The organism is Proteus myxofaciens ATCC 19692, from assembly GCF_001654855.1.
Lineage (GTDB): Bacteria > Pseudomonadota > Gammaproteobacteria > Enterobacterales > Enterobacteriaceae > Proteus > Proteus myxofaciens.
This window is the reverse complement of record NZ_LXEN01000050.1, coordinates 13,654-34,938: the sequence shown is the minus strand read 5'-3', so window position 1 is coordinate 34,938 and position 21,285 is coordinate 13,654. Positions and strand designations below refer to the sequence as shown.

The 21,285-nt window shown below is 37.0% G+C and carries 19 protein-coding genes and 1 riboswitch; of the genes, 12 read left to right on the top strand and 7 right to left on the bottom strand.

The window, feature by feature from the left end; translation table 11 throughout:
- Positions 1 to 15: 15 nt before the first annotated feature.
- Positions 16 to 1,248: a multifunctional CCA addition/repair protein gene (locus tag M983_RS05930; protein ID WP_066748551.1), complete on the bottom strand. Its 1,233-nt coding sequence runs from the start codon at positions 1,246 to 1,248 to the stop codon at positions 16 to 18.
- 26 nt (positions 1,249 to 1,274) lie between these two features.
- The gene (locus tag M983_RS05925) at positions 1,275 to 1,898 is read right to left on the bottom strand and encodes a TIGR04211 family SH3 domain-containing protein (RefSeq protein WP_066748549.1); all 624 of its coding nucleotides are present in this window, start codon (positions 1,896 to 1,898) and stop codon (positions 1,275 to 1,277) included.
- 218 nt (positions 1,899 to 2,116) lie between these two features.
- On the opposite strand from M983_RS05925, the gene M983_RS05920 reads away from it, so the two are divergent.
- The 3 genes from M983_RS05920 (at position 2,117) to hldE (ending at position 7,445) form a co-directional block, all read left to right on the top strand.
- Positions 2,117 to 3,040 carry a CYTH domain-containing protein gene (locus M983_RS05920; RefSeq protein ID WP_066748546.1) on the top strand — a complete coding sequence of 308 codons (924 nt, stop codon included), beginning with the start codon at positions 2,117 to 2,119 and terminating at the stop codon, positions 3,038 to 3,040.
- 27 nt (positions 3,041 to 3,067) lie between these two features.
- Positions 3,068 to 5,911, top strand: coding sequence for a bifunctional [glutamate--ammonia ligase]-adenylyl-L-tyrosine phosphorylase/[glutamate--ammonia-ligase] adenylyltransferase (gene glnE / locus M983_RS05915; RefSeq protein ID WP_066748544.1), 2,844 nt, complete (start codon positions 3,068 to 3,070; stop codon positions 5,909 to 5,911).
- A gap of 109 nt (positions 5,912 to 6,020) precedes the next feature.
- Positions 6,021 to 7,445 (top strand): bifunctional D-glycero-beta-D-manno-heptose-7-phosphate kinase/D-glycero-beta-D-manno-heptose 1-phosphate adenylyltransferase HldE, encoded by a 1,425-nt coding sequence (hldE, locus tag M983_RS05910; RefSeq protein WP_066748541.1) that lies wholly within the window; start codon positions 6,021 to 6,023, stop codon positions 7,443 to 7,445.
- A gap of 116 nt (positions 7,446 to 7,561) precedes the next feature.
- Here hldE and M983_RS05905 read toward each other — a convergent pair whose 3' ends face one another.
- Positions 7,562 to 8,266 (bottom strand): GntR family transcriptional regulator, encoded by a 705-nt coding sequence (locus M983_RS05905; protein ID WP_066748538.1) that lies wholly within the window; start codon positions 8,264 to 8,266, stop codon positions 7,562 to 7,564.
- Between the two features lie 300 nt (positions 8,267 to 8,566).
- On the opposite strand from M983_RS05905, the gene M983_RS05900 reads away from it, so the two are divergent.
- Positions 8,567 to 10,198: an alpha-glucoside-specific PTS transporter subunit IIBC gene (locus M983_RS05900; protein WP_066748535.1), complete on the top strand. Its 1,632-nt coding sequence runs from the start codon at positions 8,567 to 8,569 to the stop codon at positions 10,196 to 10,198.
- Positions 10,195 to 11,517, top strand: coding sequence for a 6-phospho-alpha-glucosidase (locus tag M983_RS05895; RefSeq protein ID WP_066748533.1), 1,323 nt, complete (start codon positions 10,195 to 10,197; stop codon positions 11,515 to 11,517). Before M983_RS05900 ends, M983_RS05895 begins: the two co-directional genes overlap by 4 nt.
- Positions 11,518 to 11,609: 92 nt before the next feature.
- Here the strand turns inward: M983_RS05895 and ubiK are convergent, their stop codons facing one another.
- Positions 11,610 to 11,930 (bottom strand): ubiquinone biosynthesis accessory factor UbiK, encoded by a 321-nt coding sequence (ubiK, locus tag M983_RS05890; protein ID WP_066748530.1) that lies wholly within the window; start codon positions 11,928 to 11,930, stop codon positions 11,610 to 11,612.
- Positions 11,931 to 12,131: 201 nt separating this feature from the next.
- A riboswitch (FMN riboswitch) is annotated at positions 12,132 to 12,292 on the top strand.
- A 124-nt stretch (positions 12,293 to 12,416) separates the two neighbouring features.
- On the opposite strand from ubiK, the gene ribB reads away from it, so the two are divergent.
- The 4 genes from ribB (at position 12,417) to M983_RS05870 (ending at position 14,959) form a co-directional block, all read left to right on the top strand.
- Positions 12,417 to 13,070 carry a 3,4-dihydroxy-2-butanone-4-phosphate synthase gene (ribB, locus tag M983_RS05885; protein WP_066748527.1) on the top strand — a complete coding sequence of 218 codons (654 nt, stop codon included), beginning with the start codon at positions 12,417 to 12,419 and terminating at the stop codon, positions 13,068 to 13,070.
- A 176-nt stretch (positions 13,071 to 13,246) separates the two neighbouring features.
- Complete coding sequence (ygiD, locus tag M983_RS05880) at positions 13,247 to 14,032, top strand: 4,5-DOPA-extradiol-dioxygenase (RefSeq protein ID WP_066748524.1); 786 nt, start codon at positions 13,247 to 13,249, stop codon at positions 14,030 to 14,032.
- A 349-nt stretch (positions 14,033 to 14,381) separates the two neighbouring features.
- Entirely contained in the window at positions 14,382 to 14,639 is a 258-nt protein-coding gene (locus M983_RS05875) for a type II toxin-antitoxin system CcdA family antitoxin (RefSeq protein ID WP_066748521.1), read from the top strand.
- Positions 14,639 to 14,959 carry a CcdB family protein gene (locus M983_RS05870; RefSeq protein WP_066748518.1) on the top strand — a complete coding sequence of 107 codons (321 nt, stop codon included), beginning with the start codon at positions 14,639 to 14,641 and terminating at the stop codon, positions 14,957 to 14,959. The genes M983_RS05875 and M983_RS05870 overlap by 1 nt, the downstream gene beginning before the upstream one ends.
- 111 nt (positions 14,960 to 15,070) lie before the next feature.
- On the opposite strand, the gene M983_RS05865 is transcribed toward M983_RS05870, so the two are convergent.
- From M983_RS05865 to tolC, 3 genes are all read right to left on the bottom strand, one after another.
- The gene (locus tag M983_RS05865; RefSeq protein ID WP_066748515.1) at positions 15,071 to 16,234 is read right to left on the bottom strand and encodes a glutathionylspermidine synthase family protein; all 1,164 of its coding nucleotides are present in this window, start codon (positions 16,232 to 16,234) and stop codon (positions 15,071 to 15,073) included.
- 6 nt (positions 16,235 to 16,240) lie between these two features.
- Positions 16,241 to 16,984: a DUF1190 family protein gene (locus M983_RS05860; RefSeq protein ID WP_066748513.1), complete on the bottom strand. Its 744-nt coding sequence runs from the start codon at positions 16,982 to 16,984 to the stop codon at positions 16,241 to 16,243.
- Positions 16,985 to 17,357: 373 nt separating this feature from the next.
- Positions 17,358 to 18,752, bottom strand: coding sequence for an outer membrane channel protein TolC (tolC, locus tag M983_RS05855; RefSeq protein WP_066748510.1), 1,395 nt, complete (start codon positions 18,750 to 18,752; stop codon positions 17,358 to 17,360).
- A gap of 212 nt (positions 18,753 to 18,964) precedes the next feature.
- Here tolC and nudF point away from each other — a divergent pair, with 212 nt between their 5' ends.
- The 3 genes from nudF (at position 18,965) to yqiA (ending at position 21,245) form a co-directional block, all read left to right on the top strand.
- Positions 18,965 to 19,594, top strand: a complete 630-nt coding sequence (gene nudF, locus M983_RS05850; protein ID WP_066748508.1) for an ADP-ribose diphosphatase — start codon at positions 18,965 to 18,967, stop codon at positions 19,592 to 19,594.
- A gap of 232 nt (positions 19,595 to 19,826) precedes the next feature.
- On the top strand, positions 19,827 to 20,666 hold the full coding sequence (cpdA, locus tag M983_RS05845; protein WP_066748505.1) for a 3',5'-cyclic-AMP phosphodiesterase: 840 nt from the start codon (positions 19,827 to 19,829) through the stop codon (positions 20,664 to 20,666).
- Between the two features lie 3 nt (positions 20,667 to 20,669).
- The gene (gene yqiA / locus M983_RS05840; protein WP_066748502.1) at positions 20,670 to 21,245 is read left to right on the top strand and encodes an esterase YqiA; all 576 of its coding nucleotides are present in this window, start codon (positions 20,670 to 20,672) and stop codon (positions 21,243 to 21,245) included.
- Positions 21,246 to 21,285: the final 40 nt, after the last annotated feature.

The window sequence follows — 21,285 nt, the reverse complement described above, 5'->3', positions numbered from 1 at the left end:
TGTTATTCACTAATATTAGTGTGTACATAGTCGCGATTTCCATTTAATGATCGCGACTTCTCTTTGTTTTGTGAGAGCCTCTCTGATAGCACTGCCTTTTAATCCACTTTCTATAATCGGTTTTATATCAACTTGACTCGCTATATTAAAGGCTTGTCGTAAAAAATCCCCTTGAGGATAAGCGGTATTTTCTAATCCTTTACGGCCTCTTGCATCTGCTTCACTAACGAGTGCTAACTGATTGATACGCTCTGGTTTTCGCCAAGCATCAATCGCATCAAAAAGTCGGATAATTTTAGAAGGACGCATTCTATCAATGCGATGAATGTGATCATGATATTTTGCCACGAGTTTAGCTAAATCACGAATAGAGTTAGGAATGTGATAACGTAGACACAATGCTTCGACTAAAGGTACACCAGCAGGACCATGACCATGATGATGAGGCCATTTCTCCGGTGGTGTAATGCCTTTACCCAAATCATGACAAAGCGCGCTGAAACGGACTGCAATATCTTTTGAGAGCTGACTTGCCATCGCAAGTACCATCATGGCATGAATGCCTGTATCTATTTCAGGATGCCATTTTTCAGGAGCAGGAACACCAAATAGCGCATTAATTTCAGGGAATAGAACGCTTAGTGCACCACATTGGCGTAATACCTCAAAATAGACTTGAGGCGCATCACTTTCGAGCGCTTTTTCAGTTTCTTTCCAAACACGTTCAGCGGTAAGCGCATTAAGTTCACCACTTTGTGCCATCATATGCATTAATTGTAATGTTTCAGGTGCAATGCGAAATCCTAAAGGAGCATAACGTGCAGCGAAACGGGCTACGCGTAAAACTCTTAAGGGATCTTCAGAAAATGCATCTGAAACATGACGAAGCACTTTATGATGAATATCATCAATACCGTGGTAAGGATCAACATACTCACCTTCAGATGAGTATGCTATCGCATTAATCGTAAGATCACGGCGCTGTAAGTCTTCTTCTAAAGTGACATCAGGTGCAGCATAGCAACTAAATCCAGTATATCCTGAGCCTGATTTCCGCTCTGTCCTTGCTAATGCATATTCTTCATGAGTATCAGGATGAAGAAAGACGGGAAAATCTTTACCCACTTGTTGATAGCCAAGCTGTAAAAGCTCTGCCGGCGTTGCACCAACAACAACCCAATCTTTATCTTTAACAGGGACATTTAGCAGTTGGTCACGAACAGCACCACCGACAAGGTATATTTTCACTGGATTTATTCCTTATTTAGTGAATCTTAATTCATCCAACGATCATTACGCTTACGACGACGAGGAATAATGTGCGGAAGTAACAAACCAAGAATAAGACCGGCACCGGCAACACCACCACCATACATAAACCATTGTAAAATAATATCTCTTTGACGATCATCAAGTTGTTGATTAGCAAAATCGAGTTTTTTCTCAGCGACAGCGAGTTTGGTTCTCATTTGTTCGTTTTCTTTCTTCAAACCATTGATAATATCATCGCTGTTTGACACTTTATTTTGCATTTCTGTCGTACGTTGATTCCAGCTTTGGTCGATATTTGCTAGCTTATCGCGCAATGTTTGGATCTCTTTTTCCATTTCAGGAATACGAATACGCATGCTAGGTTGCGTATTTAATTGATTTTCAGGTAGCCAGACTGTGCGATTTTTATCGTCCTTAATTTGAACATAATCTGTTGCTGCATCACGAGAAAGAACCGTGACAGCAGTGCCTGAATTTAATGAGCCAACAATTCGATACTGGTTTCCTGGACCACTGTGAACATAAGTGGATAATTCATCGGAAACATAACGAGTTTCATCTGCGTGTGAGCTTAGAGAAAAGCCTAAGCCAAGTAAGGAAATAAAAAGTAAAGGTAATTTGCGCATTATGTTTTCAACTTTTTTATCTATACAAGAGAATATTTTTACTGATACTAAAGAGTAAAGTTTGCGTAAGCAAATAGTAAACCAGAATGAGAACAGTCTTAACTAGTAGAATATAGAGGAAATATACCTTTTATTCGTTCTTGTTATTAGGCTAGCATTTGCTAAGTAAAAATGCGTTAAAATTTTAATAATTAATTGATTTACTTAAGGTAAATAGAATGAGCCAATTAGAAACAGAACTTAAGTTGAGTGCTATCCCTGCTATAATTCCCCATATTATTCAGCGTATTCTGACTCTACCTAACCAGCATACTCCACCTAAAAAGCTGACTAATCTTTACTTTGAAACAGCTAATAATCAAATGCGCAAATGGGATATGGGATTACGCATTCGTGGTGTAGATACTCACTATGAAATGACAATAAAAACGTCAGGCAAGATTGTGGCGGGTTTACATCAGCACCCTGAGTATAATGTCAATCTTAAAGAGCCTAAGCTTAATTTATCTCTTTTCCCTGCTGATATATGGCCAAATGAATGTGATATAGAAGAGCTTCAATCGCAATTAACGGTATTATTTAATACAGATTTTCATCGTGAAATCTGGCTTGTTAAGTATCAAGAAAGCGTGATAGAAGTTGTATTAGATAAAGGTACAATTCGTTCTCACCAGCATGAGTTGCCTATTGAAGAATTTGAACTTGAACTTAAAAAAGGTAGTGTTGAGGCCCTTATTGCATTAGCGACCTTTTTAGGTGAAAAAGGTGGGTTGCGTTTAGCGTCTCGCAGTAAAGCGGCTAGAGGCTACTATTTAGCGAAAGATAAGCCTGCATTATCACTGAGTGTTGTTAATCTTTCTCCTAATGAAACAACCGCAGAGCAATTAACAAAATGGTTAAGTGCAATTCAATCATTAGAAGAAGCGATTTTTGCTAATTCAACGCCACCGACCATCACGATGGTAGCAATGCTCGCACTTTTTTCTGATTGGTGTAAAAAACAGGCTGATTTACCTGACGCTGTTAGCCAATCATTATCTGATATTTCATCACTGACATTTATCTCTGCAACGGATTATTATCATGTGCTGTGGCTAAACTTTAAATTATCGTCAATGGCATGGTTACTATCTATCGCTTAATTTTTTGACAACATGAGAGCCTTATTTATGTCTGTTATTGGTTTGTATCAACCATTGTGGGATAAAGCACAGCACTATTTTTCTACAAAGCTTAGTGCGCTAGCGCCTTTTAGTCAGCAAGAGCAACAATTTTTTGCCTTTAGTTCATTTGCATTAGAGCATCTTGCTATTCATCCTCAATGGTTAACGCATATTAGACAATATCCTCCAACAGGCATGGAGTGGCAGACTTATGAAACTCAGTTAGTCAGTTTATTAGCGAATATAGAAAATGAAGATGAATTGATGCGCACTTTGCGTGAATTTCGTCATCAGCAGTTAATACGTATTGCTTGGCTACAGCTATTTGAATTATGTGACATTCCTTGTGTATTAAAGCATTTAAGCATATTAGCGGAAACCTTAATTTGTACAGCAAGAGATAAGCTATATCAGCAATGTTGCGAACAATGGGGCACCCCTTGTGATAGTAATAAAGGTAAGGCTCAACCTTTACTTATTTTAGGTATGGGCAAATTAGGGGGTTATGAGCTCAATTTTTCATCTGATATCGATTTAATTTTTACGTATCCTGAGAATGGCGTTACACAAGGCGGACGACGAGAATTAGATAATGCCCAATTTTTTACACGATTAGGGCAAAAACTGATTAAAGCGCTAGATCAACATACGAGTGATGGTTTTGTATATCGAGTTGATATGCGATTGCGTCCATTTGGTGAAAGTGGACCACTTGTTATGAGCTTTGCTGCATTAGAAGACTATTACCAAGAGCAAGGACGTGATTGGGAACGCTATGCCATGATAAAAGCAAGAGTATTAGGCGCTGAAAAGAAAGAATATTGCCAAGTATTGCGTCAGATGTTACGTCCTTTTGTTTATCGTCGTTATATTGATTTTAGCGTTATTCAATCACTTCGTAATATGAAATCGATGATAAGTCGTGAAGTGCGTCGTCGAGGTATGATTGACAATATTAAACTGGGGGCTGGTGGTATACGTGAAATTGAATTTATTGCTCAAGTTTTCCAGTTGATACGTGGTGGTAGAGAGCCCGAACTACAAAGTAATTCACTTCTCATTGTGCTCAATGCAATTAATAAACTCGAATTATTAACCCAAGAAGAAACGCAAAAATTAATAGATTGCTATCTCTTTTTACGACGAGTAGAAAACTTATTACAATCTATCGAAGATAAACAAACTCAGACGCTACCCGATAACGAAGAGAATAAATTACGCTTAACGCTGGCTATGGGATATCAAGATTGGTCAACGCTATATCAAAATATCAATGATAAAATGCAAACGGTATCCGCTATTTTCACTCAACTTATTGGTGAAGATGATGAAAGTGAAGATGAAAAAGAAGTTTCTGAGTTTAAACGTCTTTGGTTATTAGGTCGCTTTCCTGAAACCTCAACATGCTTTCATGACGCATTAACAACAGAGGATATTGATTCTATTCGACATATCCTTCAGCTATTTCGCCAAGATATTGCTAAACGCACGATAGGACCAAGAGGGCGAGATGTTCTTGATATTTTAATGCCAAAATTGCTAGCAAAAGTTTGCCAGAAAGCACAAGCTTCAATGATTTTAAAGCGTATTACGCCTTTATTATTGAGCATAGTGAGTCGCACAACATATTTAGAATTAATGCAAGAATCTGACGAGGTTCTAACGCATGTTGTTCGCTTATGTGCTGCATCACCGATGATTGCAGAGCAGTTAGCCATTCACCCTTTATTATTAGATGAATTACTCGATCCTAATACACTCTATCAACCCTTACCTTTACATGCTTACCAAGATGAATTACGCCAATATTTATTGCGAGTGCCTGAAGATGATGAAGAACAACGCTTAGAGGCATTACGTCAATTTAAACAAGCGCAATTATTACGAATAGCCGCCGAAGATATTGCAGGCGTACTTCCTGTGATGAAAGTCAGTGATCACCTGACTTATTTAGCTGAGGCGATAATTCAAGCAGTTGTACACCAAGCATGGTCATATATGGTGAAACGCTATGGTGAACCTGAACATCTTGCACAGCGTGAAGGACTAGGCTTTGCTGTTATTGGTTATGGTAAATTAGGGGGCTGGGAATTAGGGTATGGTTCTGATTTAGACCTTGTCTTTTTATTGGATTGTCCAATAAATACAGTAACGACAGGTGATAGATCAATCGATGCACGGCAATTCTACTTACGATTAGCACAGCGTATTATCCATCTTTTTAGTACAAGAACCTCCTCTGGTGTGCTTTATGACGTTGATGCTCGTTTACGGCCTTCTGGTGAGTCAGGTATGTTAGTGAGTACTATCCAAGCTTTTGATGAATACCAAAAAAATGAAGCATGGACATGGGAACATCAAGCACTTATTCGTGCTCGTATGATTTATGGTGATGATGAATTACAGCAGGTATTCTCACGTATTCGTCATGAAACACTCTGTTTTTCTCGTGATGATAAAGTGCTACAAACCGAAGTGCGAGATATGCGAAAAAAAATGCTCGAACACCTTGCGCCAACTCAAGCTGATAAATTTGATTTAAAAAATTCATCTGGCGGCATTACAGATATTGAATTTATTGCACAATATCTGGTGTTGCGTTTTTCACATCAATATCCTGCATTAACACGTTGGTCTGATAATGTGCGTATCTTTGAATTAATGGCAAAATATCATGTTATGTCAAAAGAAGAAGCCCAAGCATTAACACATGCTTATGTGACATTACGAAATGAATCACATCATCTCGCGTTACAAGTTGTTCCTACTATTGTGGATAGCGGCTGTTATATTGCTGAGCGTGAGAGTGTATTGAAAAGTAAAATAAAATGGCTTGATGACGAGCCTTGATAAATAAGATATGCATTTAATCGTATATATCTGTTATGTGTTTCTCTTTTCGTTTAACAAGTTATGATATTATTCGAGCTTATTATTGAAAATAAATGTGGAGTATGGGATGAAAGTAACGCTGCCGGATTTTAATAAAGCCAATGTTTTGGTTGTCGGTGACGTCATGTTAGATCGCTATTGGTATGGTCCAACTAGTCGAATTTCGCCTGAAGCCCCAGTTCCTGTTGTTAAAGTTGATACAATAGAAGAACGTCCTGGTGGCGCGGCTAACGTTGCGATGAATATTGCCTCTTTAGGTGCGAGTTCACGTTTAGTGGGTTTAACCGGCATTGATGAAGCGGCTAAAGCATTGAGTAATACGTTAAATCAGGTCAATGTGCGTTGTGATTTTGTCTCTGTTGCAACACATCCAACAATTACTAAATTACGAGTGCTTTCTCGTAATCAACAATTAATCCGTCTTGATTTTGAAGAAGGATTTAATAATGTTTCTCCTGAGCCAATTTATGAACGCATTCAACAAGCGCTTCCTTCAATTGGTGCACTAGTTCTGTCAGATTATGCCAAAGGTGCACTCTGTCATGTGCAAGAGATGATCCTAAAGGCAAAAAAAGCAGGTGTACCCGTTTTAATTGATCCTAAGGGAAGCGATTTTGAGCGTTATCGTGGAGCAACACTGCTAACCCCTAATATGTCTGAGTTTGAGCAAGTAGTCGGCGTTTGCCATGATGATGATGAACTTGTTGAAAAAGGTGCAAAACTCGTTAAAGAATTAGAACTTGAAGCATTATTAATTACACGCTCTGAGCGTGGTATGAGCTTATTACGCGCTAATGAGCCTCCTTTGCATTTACCAACGCAAGCACAAGAAGTCTACGATGTTACAGGGGCTGGTGATACGGTGATTGGTGTTTTAGCAACAGCATTAGCAGCTGGTAAATCATTAGGTGAGGCCTGTTTCCTTGCCAATGCAGCAGCGGGTGTTGTGGTTGGAAAACTAGGCACATCAACTGTCTCACCAATAGAGCTTGAAAATGCGATTCGTGGTCGTTCAAACGATGGTTTTGGTATCATGACAGAGGCCGAGCTTAAACATGCTGTTGAATTAGCTCGTCAACGCGGTGAACGCATAGTTATGACGAATGGTTGTTTCGATATTCTTCATGCAGGCCATGTTAGCTATTTAGCAAATGCGCGTAAATTAGGTGATCGCTTAATTGTTGCTGTAAATAGCGATGCATCGACAAAACGTCTTAAAGGTGAGACACGTCCAGTTAATCCACTAGAACAGCGTATGACGGTATTAGGCGCATTAGGTGCGGTTGATTGGGTTGTTGCCTTTGAAGAAGATACCCCACAGCGTTTAATTGCCTCTGTTTTACCTGATATATTGGTTAAAGGGGGAGATTATAAACCTGAAGATATCGCAGGAAGCCAAGAAGTTTGGGCTGCTGGTGGTGATGTTAAAGTGCTTAATTTTGAAGATGGTATCTCGACAACTAATATTATTAATGCCATTAAAACAAAATAGCGTAATAACATAAACTTTTATTACGATTGTAAAAGCACTCTTTGGAGTGCTTTTATTTTTAATGATAGATAAATTCAAAATAAATAAAATAATAAAGAAAGACAAAATGAGAATAATTATTGTTCTCTCTTTAGATGGTATTCAACAATATAATCTTGAGTATTACGATACATAATAGAATAATTAATATAATCCCCTTGAACGCTATAAGATAATGTACTTAGTCTTAATATTGGAATATTATTTTCAACTTGAAGTAACTGACAAATATTTTGGTCTGGAATAATAGGATGAAAAGTTTCATAACTTCCGGCAATTTTTATTTGGCAAACATTTTCAATAAAATCAAACTTAGATCCTTCTAAATGGGCTAACGTTAAATTACCAAAATATTTTACAGGCATGTAGCTATCTTCAATAATAAGAGGTTTATTATCGACATAGCGTATTCTTCGTGAATAAAAAATACGTTCATTAGAGTTAATTCTTAATTTACTTGCTATAGATAAAGGACATTGAATAACACTAAATGCAATAACCTCACTTTTTACGTTATGCCCCGTATTTGCCATTAATTCAACAAATCCTTTTAAGCTCGCATTCTCATGGTGTACATCTTTATCTTTGATATACGTTCCTGAACCATGCTTTCTTTTTAATAATCCCGCCTCAACTAATAAATCAATCGCTTTGCGTATGGTCATTCTCGAAACATGGTATTGCTCTGCTAATTTCTTTTCAGAAGGTAAGTGATCACCAATTTGGTATCCAGCTGAATTTATTTGTATTCGTAATTTTTTTGCAAGTTTTTTATAGATCACTTTTATACCTCTTATTATTTTTTTATTTTTAATTATTTATTTATCTAAAATAAGACTAATTCATTGATAAAAAAGATAATAATAATTAATTTAAAAGTGTGAACACTATCAAATAATTAAAAGTGATCTACTTTATAGACAAATATTAGATCATTTAATTTAAATATTAATATGAATTAGATCACGAATAACTAATTTTAGCTGAGAGAATAAATAAAAAAAAACTTAGTCTGAATGCACAGAATAAAAATGAATTAAACAAAATTTAATTTAAGTGGCAGTCAATAAGAGGATATTTCTATGCTCAGTCAAATACAGCGATTTGGCGGAGCAATGTTTACTCCTGTCCTGCTATTTCCCTTTGCAGGTATTGTCGTAGGCATTGCAATTTTATTACAAAACCCATTATTTGTTAGTGAAGATTTATTACAGCCCGACAGTTTATTTGGACAAATAGTACATATTCTTGAAGAAGGTGGTTGGACTGTCTTTCGCAATATGCCACTTATTTTTGCTGTTGGTTTACCAATAGGATTAGCAAAAACAGCACACTCTAGAGCATGCCTTGCCGTTATGGTGAGTTTCTTAACTTGGAACTATTTTATTAATGCAATGGGGGTTATTTGGGGAAGTTATTTCGGCGTTGATTTTTCCAGTGAAGTTGGTGGAGAAAGTGGATTAACAATGATTGCCGGAATAAAAACACTCGATACGAGTATTATTGGAGCGATTATTATTGCGGGTATTGTGACAGGAATTCACAATCGCTATTTTGATAAACAATTACCCGTTTTCTTAGGTATTTTCCAAGGCTCTTCTTATGTTGTCTTAATTAGTTTCTTTGTCATGTTGCCTTTAGCATGGATAACACTTTTCTTTTGGCCGAAAGTACAAATAGGCATTCAATCATTACAAGTTTTTATGGTTGATTCAGGCTCCTTTGGTGTGTGGATATATACTTTTCTTGAGCGTATTTTAATTCCAACAGGATTACATCACTTTATTTATGGGCCTTTTATTTTTGGTCCTGCTGTGACTGAACATGGTATTCAAGTTGATTGGGTACAAAATTTACAATATTTCAGCCAAAGCACTGAACCTTTGAAATCACTTTTCCCTGAAGGCGGATTTGCATTACATGGGAATAGCAAAGTTTTTGGTTCTATCGGTATTGCATTAGCGCTTTATTATACAGCGGCACCTAAAAATCGGGTAAAAATAGCAGGGTTACTTATTCCTGCAGCATTAACCGCAGTTTTTGTTGGTATTACAGAACCTTTAGAATTTACTTTCTTATTTATTTCACCTTTATTATTTGCAGTTCACGCAATATTAGCTGCAACACTGGCAACCACACTTTATTACTTCGGTGTTGTAGGGAATATGGGGGGAGGAATTATTGATAATTTCTTACCGATGAATTGGATACCGATGTTCCACAATCACTACACCATGATTATTACACAAATTGTCATCGGTCTTATTTTTACCTGTATTTGGTTTGTTGTATTTAGAACATTAATTATCAAACTTGATTTAAAAACACCAGGTAGAGAAGACAGTGATGACGATATAAAGCTTTATAGCAAACAAGATTACAAAAATAAGAAATCTCAAACATCAGACACAGCAACTGTATCCAAAGAAGACGCAAAACGTGCACTTCCTAAAGGCATTCTTGCGGGGTTAGGTGGATGCCAAAATATCAAATCGTTAAATAACTGTGCAACACGTTTACGTATTGAAGTGATTGATAGTGAAAAAGTAGAAACAGATAGTTATTTCAAATCATTAGGAGCTCATGGTGTGGTTCGTAAAGGCCATGCGCTACAAATTATTATTGGATTACATGTGTCTCTCGTCAGAGACAAAATCGAACAACTTATGAAAGAAGATACACAAAATATCACCTTGTCGGAGGCTATAGAATGAAAAAGTTTTCAGTCGTAATCGCAGGCGGCGGTAGTACATTTACACCAGGTATCATTTTAATGTTACTTGAAAACTTAAAACGTTTTCCTCTAAGAGCGATTAAGTTTTATGATAATGATGCACAACGCCAAGAAACTATTGCTAAAGCATGTGAAATCGTTCTTACTGAAAAAGCGCCAGATATTGAGTTTTGCTATACAACTGATCCTAAAACGGCATTTACAGATGTGGATTTCGTGATGGCGCATATTCGTGTTGGTAAATATCCAATGCGTGAAAAGGATGAAAAAATACCTTTACGTCACGGTGTATTAGGCCAAGAAACGTGTGGTCCTGGTGGTATTGCTTATGGTATGCGTTCTATTGGTGGTGTATTAGAACTTGTTGAATATATGGAAAAATACTCACCAGATGCATGGATGTTAAACTATTCAAATCCAGCAGCAATTGTTGCTGAAGCGACACGTCGTTTAAAACCAAATTCAAAAATTTTAAATATCTGTGATATGCCAATTGGTATAGAATCGCGCATGGCGCAAATCGCAGGATTAAAATCACGTAAAGAGATGAAAGTTCGTTATTACGGCTTAAATCACTTTGGCTGGTGGACTCAAGTTGAAGATTCACAAGGTAATGATTTACTTCCTGTTATTCGCAAACATGTTGCTGAGCATGGTTATATCCCTAAAGTAGAAGGTGAACCAGTCGAAGCTAGCTGGAATGATACTTTTGGTAAAGCAAAAGATGTTTGGGCATTAGATCCTGAAACAATGCCAAATACTTATTTGAAATATTATTTATTCCCTGATTATGTGGTTGAGCACTCTAACCCAGATCATACGCGTGCTAATGAAGTGATGGAACACCGCGAAAAGAATGTGTTTAGTGCATGTCGTGCTATTACACAAGCAGGTAAATCATCAGCAGGCCACCTAGAGATTGATGAACACGCTTCTTACATTGTTGATCTGGCTACAGCGATCGCCTTTAATACACAAGAAAGGATGCTATTAATCGTACCTAATAATGGCGCGATTATTAACTTTGATCCTGAAGCAATGGTTGAGATCCCATGTATTGTTGGTAGTAATGGACCAGAGCCTTTAGTCATGGGTAAAATTCCATTATTCCAAAAAGGGATGATGGGACAACAAGTCGCTGTTGAAAAACTGGTTGTTGAAGCTTGGATTGAAAAATCGTACTTAAAACTTTGGCAGGCGATTACGATGTCTAAAACAGTGCCAAGTGCCAGTGTTGCTAAGGCTATTTTAGATGATCTTATTGAAGCGAATAAAGAATATTGGCCTGAACTAAAATAAAATTTTATTACTAAATTATAGAATATTAATCCCTGTATCTATTGTTGATGCAGGGATTTTTTATTGCTAGACCGTAATTGATTTAATGCGATTTAAGCTTTAGTTTCAGGTTGAGTCTCAACAACAATATCGACTTCTTCAACTTGTGCCATTTCTGGTTGAGAAACAGCCTGCTGTCCAGCTTCTAAGTCATTTAAACGTTGTTCTAAACGAGCTAATTTTTCACGAGTACGCAGCAGTACTTGAGTTTGTACATCAAACTCTTCGCGATTAACTAAATCTAATTTGTTTAATTGAGATTGCAAAACAGTGCGGATTTTTTTCTCAACATCATCACCAAAATCTTTCAAGCCTTGTGGCATAACATTTTGAATTTGGCGCGCAACCTGCTCAATTTTTTTAGGGTCCAACATGGGAAGTCCTCATCATAATATAGAAAGCTAAGGCTAAGTGTAATATGAGGGCAACGGGAATTAAACAAGATATCAGAATTATTGTTACTTTTTTATGATAATTCGCTAAAACTCGCAGTATTATTGGATAAAGATGTGATATCGCAAAAAGAGTCATCGATTGATGATTGCCTCTTATAATTTTAAAGCGTATAGTTTCCTCGTTAATCTCAGGGCGGGGTGAAAGTCCCCACCGGCGGTAGATATCTGATTTATTAAGATAAAGCCCGCGAGCGCTTTGTGTTGCGATAGCAATGCTTAGGTCAGCAGATCCAGTGTGATTCTGGAGCCGACAGTTAAAGTCTGGATGGGAGAGAATAAAATAGCATCAGTAGGATCATTGTATCCATTCCTGTTGTTTCTGCTTATTTATTGTTTAAGTAGAGATCCACTCCTAAGACTGCCCTGGTTCTGGTAACTTTCATTAATTATTGAGGTTTTATTACCATGAATCAGACGCTACTTTCCGAATTCGGTAATCCATTTGAGCGTGTAGAACTTGCTCTTGAAGCACTTCGTGCTGGTAAAGGCGTAATGGTACTCGACGACGAGAACCGCGAAAATGAAGGCGATATGGTGTTCGCTGCAGAAACAATGACCACAGAGCAGATGGCAATGTCTATTCGCCATGGTAGTGGCATTGTGTGTTTATGCATTACAGAGGAACGCCGCCAACAGCTTGAATTGCCTATGATGGTTGAAAATAATACTAGTCATTTTCATACGGCATTTACTGTCACTATTGAAGCATCACAAGGTGTGACAACAGGTGTTTCAGCATCAGATCGTTTAACGACAGTACGTGCAGCCGCTGCTGATGATGCAAAACCAAGTGATCTTAATCGCCCTGGTCATGTATTCCCATTACGTGCTCAACCTGGCGGTGTATTAACACGTGGTGGACATACTGAAGCCTCTATTGATTTAGCAACACTTGCCGGTTTTAAACCTGTTGCAGTGTTATGCGAGCTAACGAATGATGATGGTACTATGGCAAGAGCACCAGAAGTAGTGACTTTTGCTAAACAGCACAATATGCCTGTGTTGACGATTGAAGATTTAGTGGCTTATCGTCTTCGCGAGGAGAAAAAAGCTGGCTGAAATTAACATGTTATAAACGACACTGAAAACACACACACACTTATATCAAGCCGTCTAAAGAAATTTAGGCGGTTTTTTCATTTTTTTTGAATAACTATTTCATGCTTCTTTGACTATATTTCAAGTAAGAAACTTGTATTCTTATGTCATAGAATAACAATGCCATAGAGGTGATTATGGACACAAAAATGATGCCAGCACTATTTATTGGACATGGTAGTCCAATGAATGTATTGGAAAATAATCGCTACACTCGCCTCTGGACTAAATTAGGGGAAACACTTCCTCAGCCCAAAGCGATTTTAGTGATATCAGCACATTGGTATACAGAAGGCACTTTTGCTACGGCAATGTCTCAACCAAAAACAATTCATGATTTTTATGGATTTCCACCAGAGCTTTATGAAATAGAATATCCAGCAAAGGGATCTATCAGCCTAGTTGCACTTATAGAGGATCTCATTAATCCGATCCCGTTAAAACTCGATATGGATCAATGGGGACTTGATCATGGTAGCTGGGGAATACTGGAAAAAATGTACCCTAATGCGAATATCCCTGTAGTTCAACTCAGTATAGATATGCGTCAATCAGCTCAATGGCACTATGAGTTAGGGCAAAAATTAATTGAATTACGTCGTGAAGGTGTTCTCATTATAGGAAGTGGTAATGTTGTACATAATTTACGTATGATGGATTGGCAAAATGACAATTCAGAGCCGTATCCATGGGCGTTATCATTTAGTAAAACAGTCGAGAATGCTTTACAAAGTGAAGAAAAACCTGAAATATTATTTGATATTTTATCAACGGAAGAAGGGCATCTTGCACATCCCACACCAGAGCATTTTATTCCCGTTTTATCTCTTTTAGGACTAAGAAATGAGAATGAAAAAGTCACATTACTTAATAATGATATCATTAATAAATCACTTAGTATGATGACATTTCAGGTAGGATAAAATTATTCAAAGAAATATCTTTAATTATTTAATAAAGAAATTAAAGAGATAAGAGGCTAAATAAAGTTAATATTATTTAGCCTTTTTTATTAAAATTACATATGTAATTTATTAAATAATTATTTTCTTATTTCCTTTCTAATTTTCTAAATCTATATAATTAATAATTTTAACTATTTGTTTTTATTTGTTTTATTCTATTTTTAATAAAAATTTGGTAAGCTTTATTATCATTAAATAAACAGCTTTTTATAATGGTTAAATAAATTGCTTAAATTTTTTGTATATATTCTAATTTGATGCCAATAATTATCTGCTCTACAATTATGTGTATAAATAATACGCATAAATGGAGCGAATAACATTGATGACGAGTAAAAAGAATAAGCGGGGGGTTAATGTGTATCTAACAGCAAAATTAGTGGATGAGGCGCGAGAGCTTGGAATTAATCTCTCTGCAACACTCGATCATATGTTATCTGATGCAATTCGTGAAAAAAAACAGGAAATTTGGAAAACGGAAAATAAAAAAGGTATTCAAGCTCTTAATGAATTTGAACAAGAGGTGGGATTGTTTACTGATGATGATGAATATGGAGTTATTTAATGTCTCAATATACGGTATATCGTAATACGTCGCCTAATTCGAGAGAGCAATACCCATATTTCATTGATATTCAAAATGAATTGCTTAGTGATATTGATTCTCGCGTTATTATGCCTATTTCGCTATTAGTTAATAAGAATTCACAAGTAAAAATAATCACACCTGTTATTGAGATAAGTAATCTAAAATATGTAATTATGACAAAATCAATAACAACACTACCAAAGGATAGATTAAAGGTATCTAATATTGTCTGCATTAAACCTGAGGTACATTCCTCCATTGTAGCTACGATGGATTTGATAATTTCGGGTATTTAGTTATATTCAAAAATAATGAATAGATTCAAAATATAAAGATATTACAATAAAAAAACACCCCATGATAATTTACCAATGAGGTGCTTAAATAAATATTTAACTGATTTTAGATCAATCCAAAATAATATGTGGATAGAATCGTGAAAGATCTTGTGTAATTAGCTCTTTATCTTCTCTGATACAAATACCTGCGGATTGATCATTGACTAACCAGCTACCAATCAGTGTGTAGTTATCACCAAATTTTGGTAATGGATGGTATTCTTGAACAATAAAGCCTTCTTCGCCATAAGGTCCATCAGCTACTGCGATTTCTTGTCCATATTCTACAATGCGAATATTTGCGCCTTCACGTGAGAATAATGGCTTAATTACGTAACGAGATAGCGTATGCGGTACTTTCCCATCATAGAAATAAGCCGGTAACAAGTTTGGATGATTAGGAAACATTTCCCAAAGCATTGGTAATAGCGCTTTATTGGAGATAATACTTTTCCAAGAAGGTTCTAACCAGCGAATACCTGCATCTGCAAGCTTGGTTGAAAAATCTTCACGGAACATAAATTCCCAAGGATAAAGCTTAAACATGTTACTGATAATCTGATCTTGTAGATCAGTTAATTCACCGCGTTCACCTAAACCGATATCTTCGATAAAGACAAATTCTGTCGCAATTTCGGCTTCTTCTGCGCAATCTTGTAGATATTGTACTGTACCGCGATCTTCTTGAGTATCTTGGCAACACGTCATATGTAAATAACGCATACCTTGCTTATCACGCATTTCGCCAAAGCGATCGATCAGTTTTTCTTGGATACTATTAAACTGATCTGCATTTTGCGGTAAATTTCCTGCGTTTATCTGATCTTCAAGCCAGATCCATTGAAAAAATGCAGATTCATAAAGTGAAGTCGGTGTATCTGCATTATTTTCTAACAATTTTGCAGGGCCTTTACCGTCATAAGCTAGATCAAGGCGTGAATAAAGCGAAGGTTGTGACGATTTCCATGAATCACGCACAAAATCCCAACAATGACGAGGAATTTGAAAGCGAGTGAGAAGCTCTTCACTGTTCGCGACTTTATCTGCAACTTGCAGACACATCTGGTGAATTTCTTCTGTTGTTGCTTCTAGTGTCTCAACTTCTTCCATTGAGAATTGGTAGTAAGCATCTTCTGACCAATAAGGTTCGCCATACATAGTATGGAAATTGAAGCCAAATTCATTTGCTTTTTCACGCCAATCAGGGCGCTCAGTAATTAGTTCACGCTTCATACTCTATTAGCCACCTGAACGATAGGAAGATGATCCTGTTGAGCTACGGCTGTTGTTTGTTGCACTTGCACGCTGAGTTGCCGCTTGTTTTGATACGGTATGACCAAAGCCACCACGTGTCATTGTTGATGTGGTTGATGGTTTTGGTGTCATTGCTGTTTTTGGTACGTTCATTTGACGACCACCGACAGCAGGACCATAGTTACGGCCTGTTGAGTCAACAAATTTGCCATTAGCTGGACTTGTTGGGTTACGAGAACTAAATAATGGCTGAGCTGGCGCACCACCTCCCATTAATCGACCCATCATATAACCCGCCATTAATGGCATAAAAAAGCTACCACCAGAGTTGGCTTGAGCAATTTGTGAGTTATCTGTATTGTGATTATTGGCATTTTCAGTATGTGTATTTGTATTATTTACTGGTTGCCCATCAATAGAAGCTGTTTGCGTACATTGTGAATCACCAAATTCAGCCACACACTCTTCCAATGTTGCGTATTTAGGTGCAGTACGTGATGCCTCTTGTAATGCAGTGCGATAAGAGTCTTCACATTGTGCTGCTTGTGAAGGATTTGCTTGCGCGCACTCTTGAGCATTCATATACAGTGATACAGTCTCATCGCTCTCTTCACATCCTGAAAGAGCAAATACAGCGGTTAATGCAATAGCAACAGGGGCTAAGCGATAAGGACGAAATGCTTTACGAAAAGCATCACGATTAATGGATTTGGTACGTTTCATTGGCATATCGGTAAGGTCCATAAAAAAGTAAAACGTTCAAAATAGAAGCTAGAATAGGTTAAATGCTAGAGAAAATAAATAAGAAACGCCTTATCATCAGGGATAACAGGAAATTTGTGATCTTTATAGGGTTAAACCTAGTGATATTGGCTAAGTTCTCTCTTTTTAACGAAATTGTTTAGTATAATCGCTATTATAGTACAGATAAAAATAACGATTAGTAGTCTATAATTGTATCAGTTTAAGACAAAATATCTTGTTTTATTATTGGATTATAAACGAAAAAACCGCTTATCAGTAAGCATTTCACTGAAAGCGGTTTTTGTCTAAAACAACATAAAACAGTGGTAATACGTTGATTACCGATTGCTTATAACAATTAACGAACGTTAATTGCAGGGCTTGTTAAGTTACGAATTATGCTATCTGGTGACGTTGAAACTTCTTGACCTAATGCATTATTCAGCTGGATTAAATCGTTTTCATTTAACATACCACGAGCAAATTGAATGTTTAATTGGTTAATTAAATAGTCGTAACGTGCACTTGATAATTTTTGTTTTGCATCATAAAGCGTTGTAGTTGCATTTAACACATCAACGATAGTACGAGTACCAACTTGATAACCTGCTTCTGTTGCATCTAATGAGCTTTGTGCAGACACAACAACTTGTTGATATGCTTTGATGCTACTGATTGATGCAGAAATATTGTTATAAGAAGAACGTGCGATTTGTACAATAGAACGATAAACCGATTCTAATTGCTCGCTTGCACCCGTAAAGCCATATTGTGCTTGTTCAACTTGTGAACTTGTTCTTCCGCCTGTGTATAAAGGAATACTTAAAGACAGACCAATACTGTTTTGACCGGTATAGCTGTTACGGCTAGAGCCAGTGCTTTCTGGTGGTAATCCACTACCATGGTTATGTTTATTTGAAACACCAGTAGAGGCTTTTAAATCTACGGTTGGTAGATGGCCTGATTGCGCTAATCGAATATTTTCGCGAGCTAAATCTTGCCCTAAACGTGCACTTAATAAGCTTAAGTTACGTTCTTCTGCATCTTTTAGTAATTTATCAATAGCTTCTGGTGGTGTTGTAGAGAATTTATCAATATTCAGTGACGCTAAGTTGATATAATAAATACCACTTACTTGGCGTAATTTCTCTAATGCATTATCTAAGTTATTACGGCCAGAAACTTCTTGTGCCAGTACGCTATCATAGTTTGCACGAGCATTTTGAACGTCAGTAATTGCAACTAAGCCTACGTTAAAACGTTGGGTTGTTTGATCTAACTGGCGATAAACTTGTTCTTTTTGCGCTTCGATAAATGAGAGAGAATCAATTGAACGCAGAACATTAAAGTATGCTGTTGCTGTATCTAAAATCAGTTGTTGCTGACTCGTTTGATACGTGACATCACTCATACCAGCTGTTTTTTCTTGAACATTAAGTTGACGCCATAACGACATATCAAACACCGTTTGTGTCAATGTTAAATTCGCGCCAAGAGAGTTTGATTCAGTATTTCTACTATCACGATAGCCACTACCATAATCCATAGAACCGGTTAGTCCTAATTGTGGTAATAATGGGCTACGAGCTTCGTTAATTTTCTCAAACGCTTTGTTTCGTTCCGCTAATGACTTACGTAACTCAGGGTTACTGTCCTTTGCTTTTTGATAAACTTGAAGCAGATCCTCAGCCTGGCTTGCAGTGCTGAATCCTGCCAAACTCATCGCGACCAAAAGAGAGAGCAGTTTTTTCATTTTAATTCCTTGTTGCAACAGTTTCGCTGAGTTGCCTCTGTTAATCTTGAACGGGAAAGATTCTAGCAGATAGTTTCCCAAAGTAGGGGTAGCCATTTGTGCCATATCCTTTTATTTTAGATTAACTTTACATGAATTGTTGGCAAATATCTTTAAATCTGTATTAAACATCATCAACAAAAGACGTTTAAATATAACTTAAGGAGCATTGTATGAAGAAAAAGGAAAATATACCATTTTTATACACTCGTCATGATGTGGAACTTTTAGGTAAAAAAGATCTTTATAAAGGCTTTTTTCGCATGACGGAATACCGCTTTAAACATCGATTATTTGCAGGTGGTTGGAGTAACGAAATTAAGCGAGAAGTGTTTGAACGTGGTCATGCTGGCGTGTTATTAGCTTATGATCCTAAAAAAGATAGCGTGGTTCTTATCGAGCAAATTCGTATTCCTGCTTATGAAACGAGTGATACGCCTTGGTTACTTGAAGCTATTGCAGGCATGATAGAAGAAGGTGAAACACCCAAAGAGGTTGTTAAAAGAGAAGCTCAAGAAGAGGCGGGAATTTCGATAGGACGATGTGAGCCGATTATTAGCTATCTTTCAAGCCCAGGTGGTGCAAGTGAAAGAATGCACGTATTTGTGGGTGAAGTTGATTCGACAACAGCAAAAGGTATTCATGGTTTAGACAGTGAAAATGAAGATATTCGTGTGCATGTTGTCAGTAGGGAACAAGCTTACCAATGGGTTGAGCAAGGTATTATTGATAATGCGGCGACAGTTATCGCTATTCAATGGTTACAACTTCATTATGAGACGCTAAGAAAACGATGGTTGTAGCATTTGTATACAATTAAGAATTGTTGAGATGCTTTAGTGGATATTATCAAGTAGAGTTACTATCTGTAAGTATACGAGATCCAACCATTTAGCGTATAAATAAGGCTAAAAATTAGGTGTTGATATCGAGAATATTTCTCAACAATTTTTTTGAAATGTGTATTGGTTGGCAGATCTTTAATACGATAATACGTTAGAATTACGCCTAAAAGAAGTGAGACAAGGAAACCTTTTGGAAAGCCAGCTTGAGTTATCAGTGTCACCAAAAAGCACTGTAAGAATACTACAAATCACTGATACCCACCTTTTTGCAAATGTGGATGATACGCTATTGGGCATTAATACTTATCGCAGTTATCATGCAGTATTAAGCTCTATTAGAGCGCAAGGATTAGATGTTGACTTGATTGTCGCCACAGGCGATTTAGTTCAAGACCAAACATTTAAAGCGTATCAACATTTCGCAGAAGGGATTTCAACATTAACACCACCTTGTGTGTGGTTGCCGGGTAATCATGATTATCAACCCGCAATGATTGATGCGTTAAATCAAGCAGGTATTCTTTCAGCAAAGCAAGTGCTTATTGGTGATGATTGGCAATTATTATTGCTTGATAGCCAAATCCAAGGGGTTCCTCATGGTGAATTATCGGATTGCCAATTAGATTGGTTAACGCGATGCCTTGAGAGCCAAAAAGACAGAGAAACCATCATATTGTTGCATCATCATCCTATGGCATCAGGTTGCACATGGTTAGATCAACACAGTTTGAGAAATTCGCAACAACTTTCTGAACGTGTAAAAGGGCATTCCCAAGTTAAAATGATGCTATGTGGCCATATTCATCAAGAAATGGATGAAATGTGGCATGGTGTTCGTTTATTAGCGACGCCATCAACATGTATTCAATTTCGACCTCATTGCACTAATTTTACGTTAGATACGGTATCTCCAGGATGGCGTTATTTAGAGTTATCCATTGAGCCTAATGGCCAACGAAAAATAGAAACGCAAGTGTATCGATTAGAAGGAACAGAGTTTTGCCCTGATCTTGATTCTGAAGGCTATTAGAATATGCCCAGTATTCTTTATTTACATGGTTTTAATAGCTCACCTAAGTCGGCAAAAGCGCAAGCTTTTCGTCAATGGCTTAAGGTTACCCATCCTGAAATTAAGCTCTTAGTTCCTCAATTACCGTCTTTTCCTGAAGAAGCTGCTAAATTTATCGAGCAGATTGTTAATGAAAACAGCAAAGATAAACTTGGGCTGATAGGTTCCTCATTAGGAGGCTATCTTTCAATCTGGTTATCTCAACGTTTTCATTTACCTGCGGTTGTGATAAATCCCGCTATTAGGCCATTTGATTTATTGCAAAATTTTCTTGGTGAAAACGAAAATCCTTATACATATCAAAAGTATACGTTAGAACCTCATCATATAAATGAATTACTTGCTTTACGTATTCCTTCGATAATTTCACCAGAGCTTATTTGGTTGCTTCAACAAACGGGAGATGAAATACTTGATTATCGCCAAGCAGTTTCATATCTTGGCGCATGTCGGCAAACCGTAGAACCGGATGGAAACCACGCTTTTGTCGGTTTTGAACGTTTTTTTCCGGAAATTATTCAGTTTTTAAATATAATTTAGCCTTTCGGTTGATAAACCTGTAAAACATGGGTTGCTATAT

Excerpts from the sequence above, each read along its gene's own strand:
- M983_RS05925 (WP_066748549.1), bottom strand. The coding sequence starts at position 1,898 with ATGCGCAAATTACCTTTACTTTTTATTTCCTTACTTGGCTTAGGCTTT.
- M983_RS05920 (WP_066748546.1), top strand. The coding sequence starts at position 2,117 with ATGAGCCAATTAGAAACAGAACTTAAGTTGAGTGCTATCCCTGCTATA.
- glnE (WP_066748544.1), top strand. The coding sequence starts at position 3,068 with ATGTCTGTTATTGGTTTGTATCAACCATTGTGGGATAAAGCACAGCAC.
- hldE (WP_066748541.1), top strand. The coding sequence starts at position 6,021 with ATGAAAGTAACGCTGCCGGATTTTAATAAAGCCAATGTTTTGGTTGTC.
- M983_RS05900 (WP_066748535.1), top strand. The coding sequence starts at position 8,567 with ATGCTCAGTCAAATACAGCGATTTGGCGGAGCAATGTTTACTCCTGTC.
- M983_RS05895 (WP_066748533.1), top strand. The coding sequence starts at position 10,195 with ATGAAAAAGTTTTCAGTCGTAATCGCAGGCGGCGGTAGTACATTTACA.
- ubiK (WP_066748530.1), bottom strand. The coding sequence starts at position 11,930 with ATGTTGGACCCTAAAAAAATTGAGCAGGTTGCGCGCCAAATTCAAAAT.
- ribB (WP_066748527.1), top strand. The coding sequence starts at position 12,417 with ATGAATCAGACGCTACTTTCCGAATTCGGTAATCCATTTGAGCGTGTA.
- ygiD (WP_066748524.1), top strand. The coding sequence starts at position 13,247 with ATGGACACAAAAATGATGCCAGCACTATTTATTGGACATGGTAGTCCA.
- M983_RS05875 (WP_066748521.1), top strand. The coding sequence starts at position 14,382 with ATGGAGCGAATAACATTGATGACGAGTAAAAAGAATAAGCGGGGGGTT.
- M983_RS05870 (WP_066748518.1), top strand. The coding sequence starts at position 14,639 with ATGTCTCAATATACGGTATATCGTAATACGTCGCCTAATTCGAGAGAG.
- M983_RS05865 (WP_066748515.1), bottom strand. The coding sequence starts at position 16,234 with ATGAAGCGTGAACTAATTACTGAGCGCCCTGATTGGCGTGAAAAAGCA.
- M983_RS05860 (WP_066748513.1), bottom strand. The coding sequence starts at position 16,984 with ATGCCAATGAAACGTACCAAATCCATTAATCGTGATGCTTTTCGTAAA.
- tolC (WP_066748510.1), bottom strand. The coding sequence starts at position 18,752 with ATGAAAAAACTGCTCTCTCTTTTGGTCGCGATGAGTTTGGCAGGATTC.
- nudF (WP_066748508.1), top strand. The coding sequence starts at position 18,965 with ATGAAGAAAAAGGAAAATATACCATTTTTATACACTCGTCATGATGTG.
- yqiA (WP_066748502.1), top strand. The coding sequence starts at position 20,670 with ATGCCCAGTATTCTTTATTTACATGGTTTTAATAGCTCACCTAAGTCG.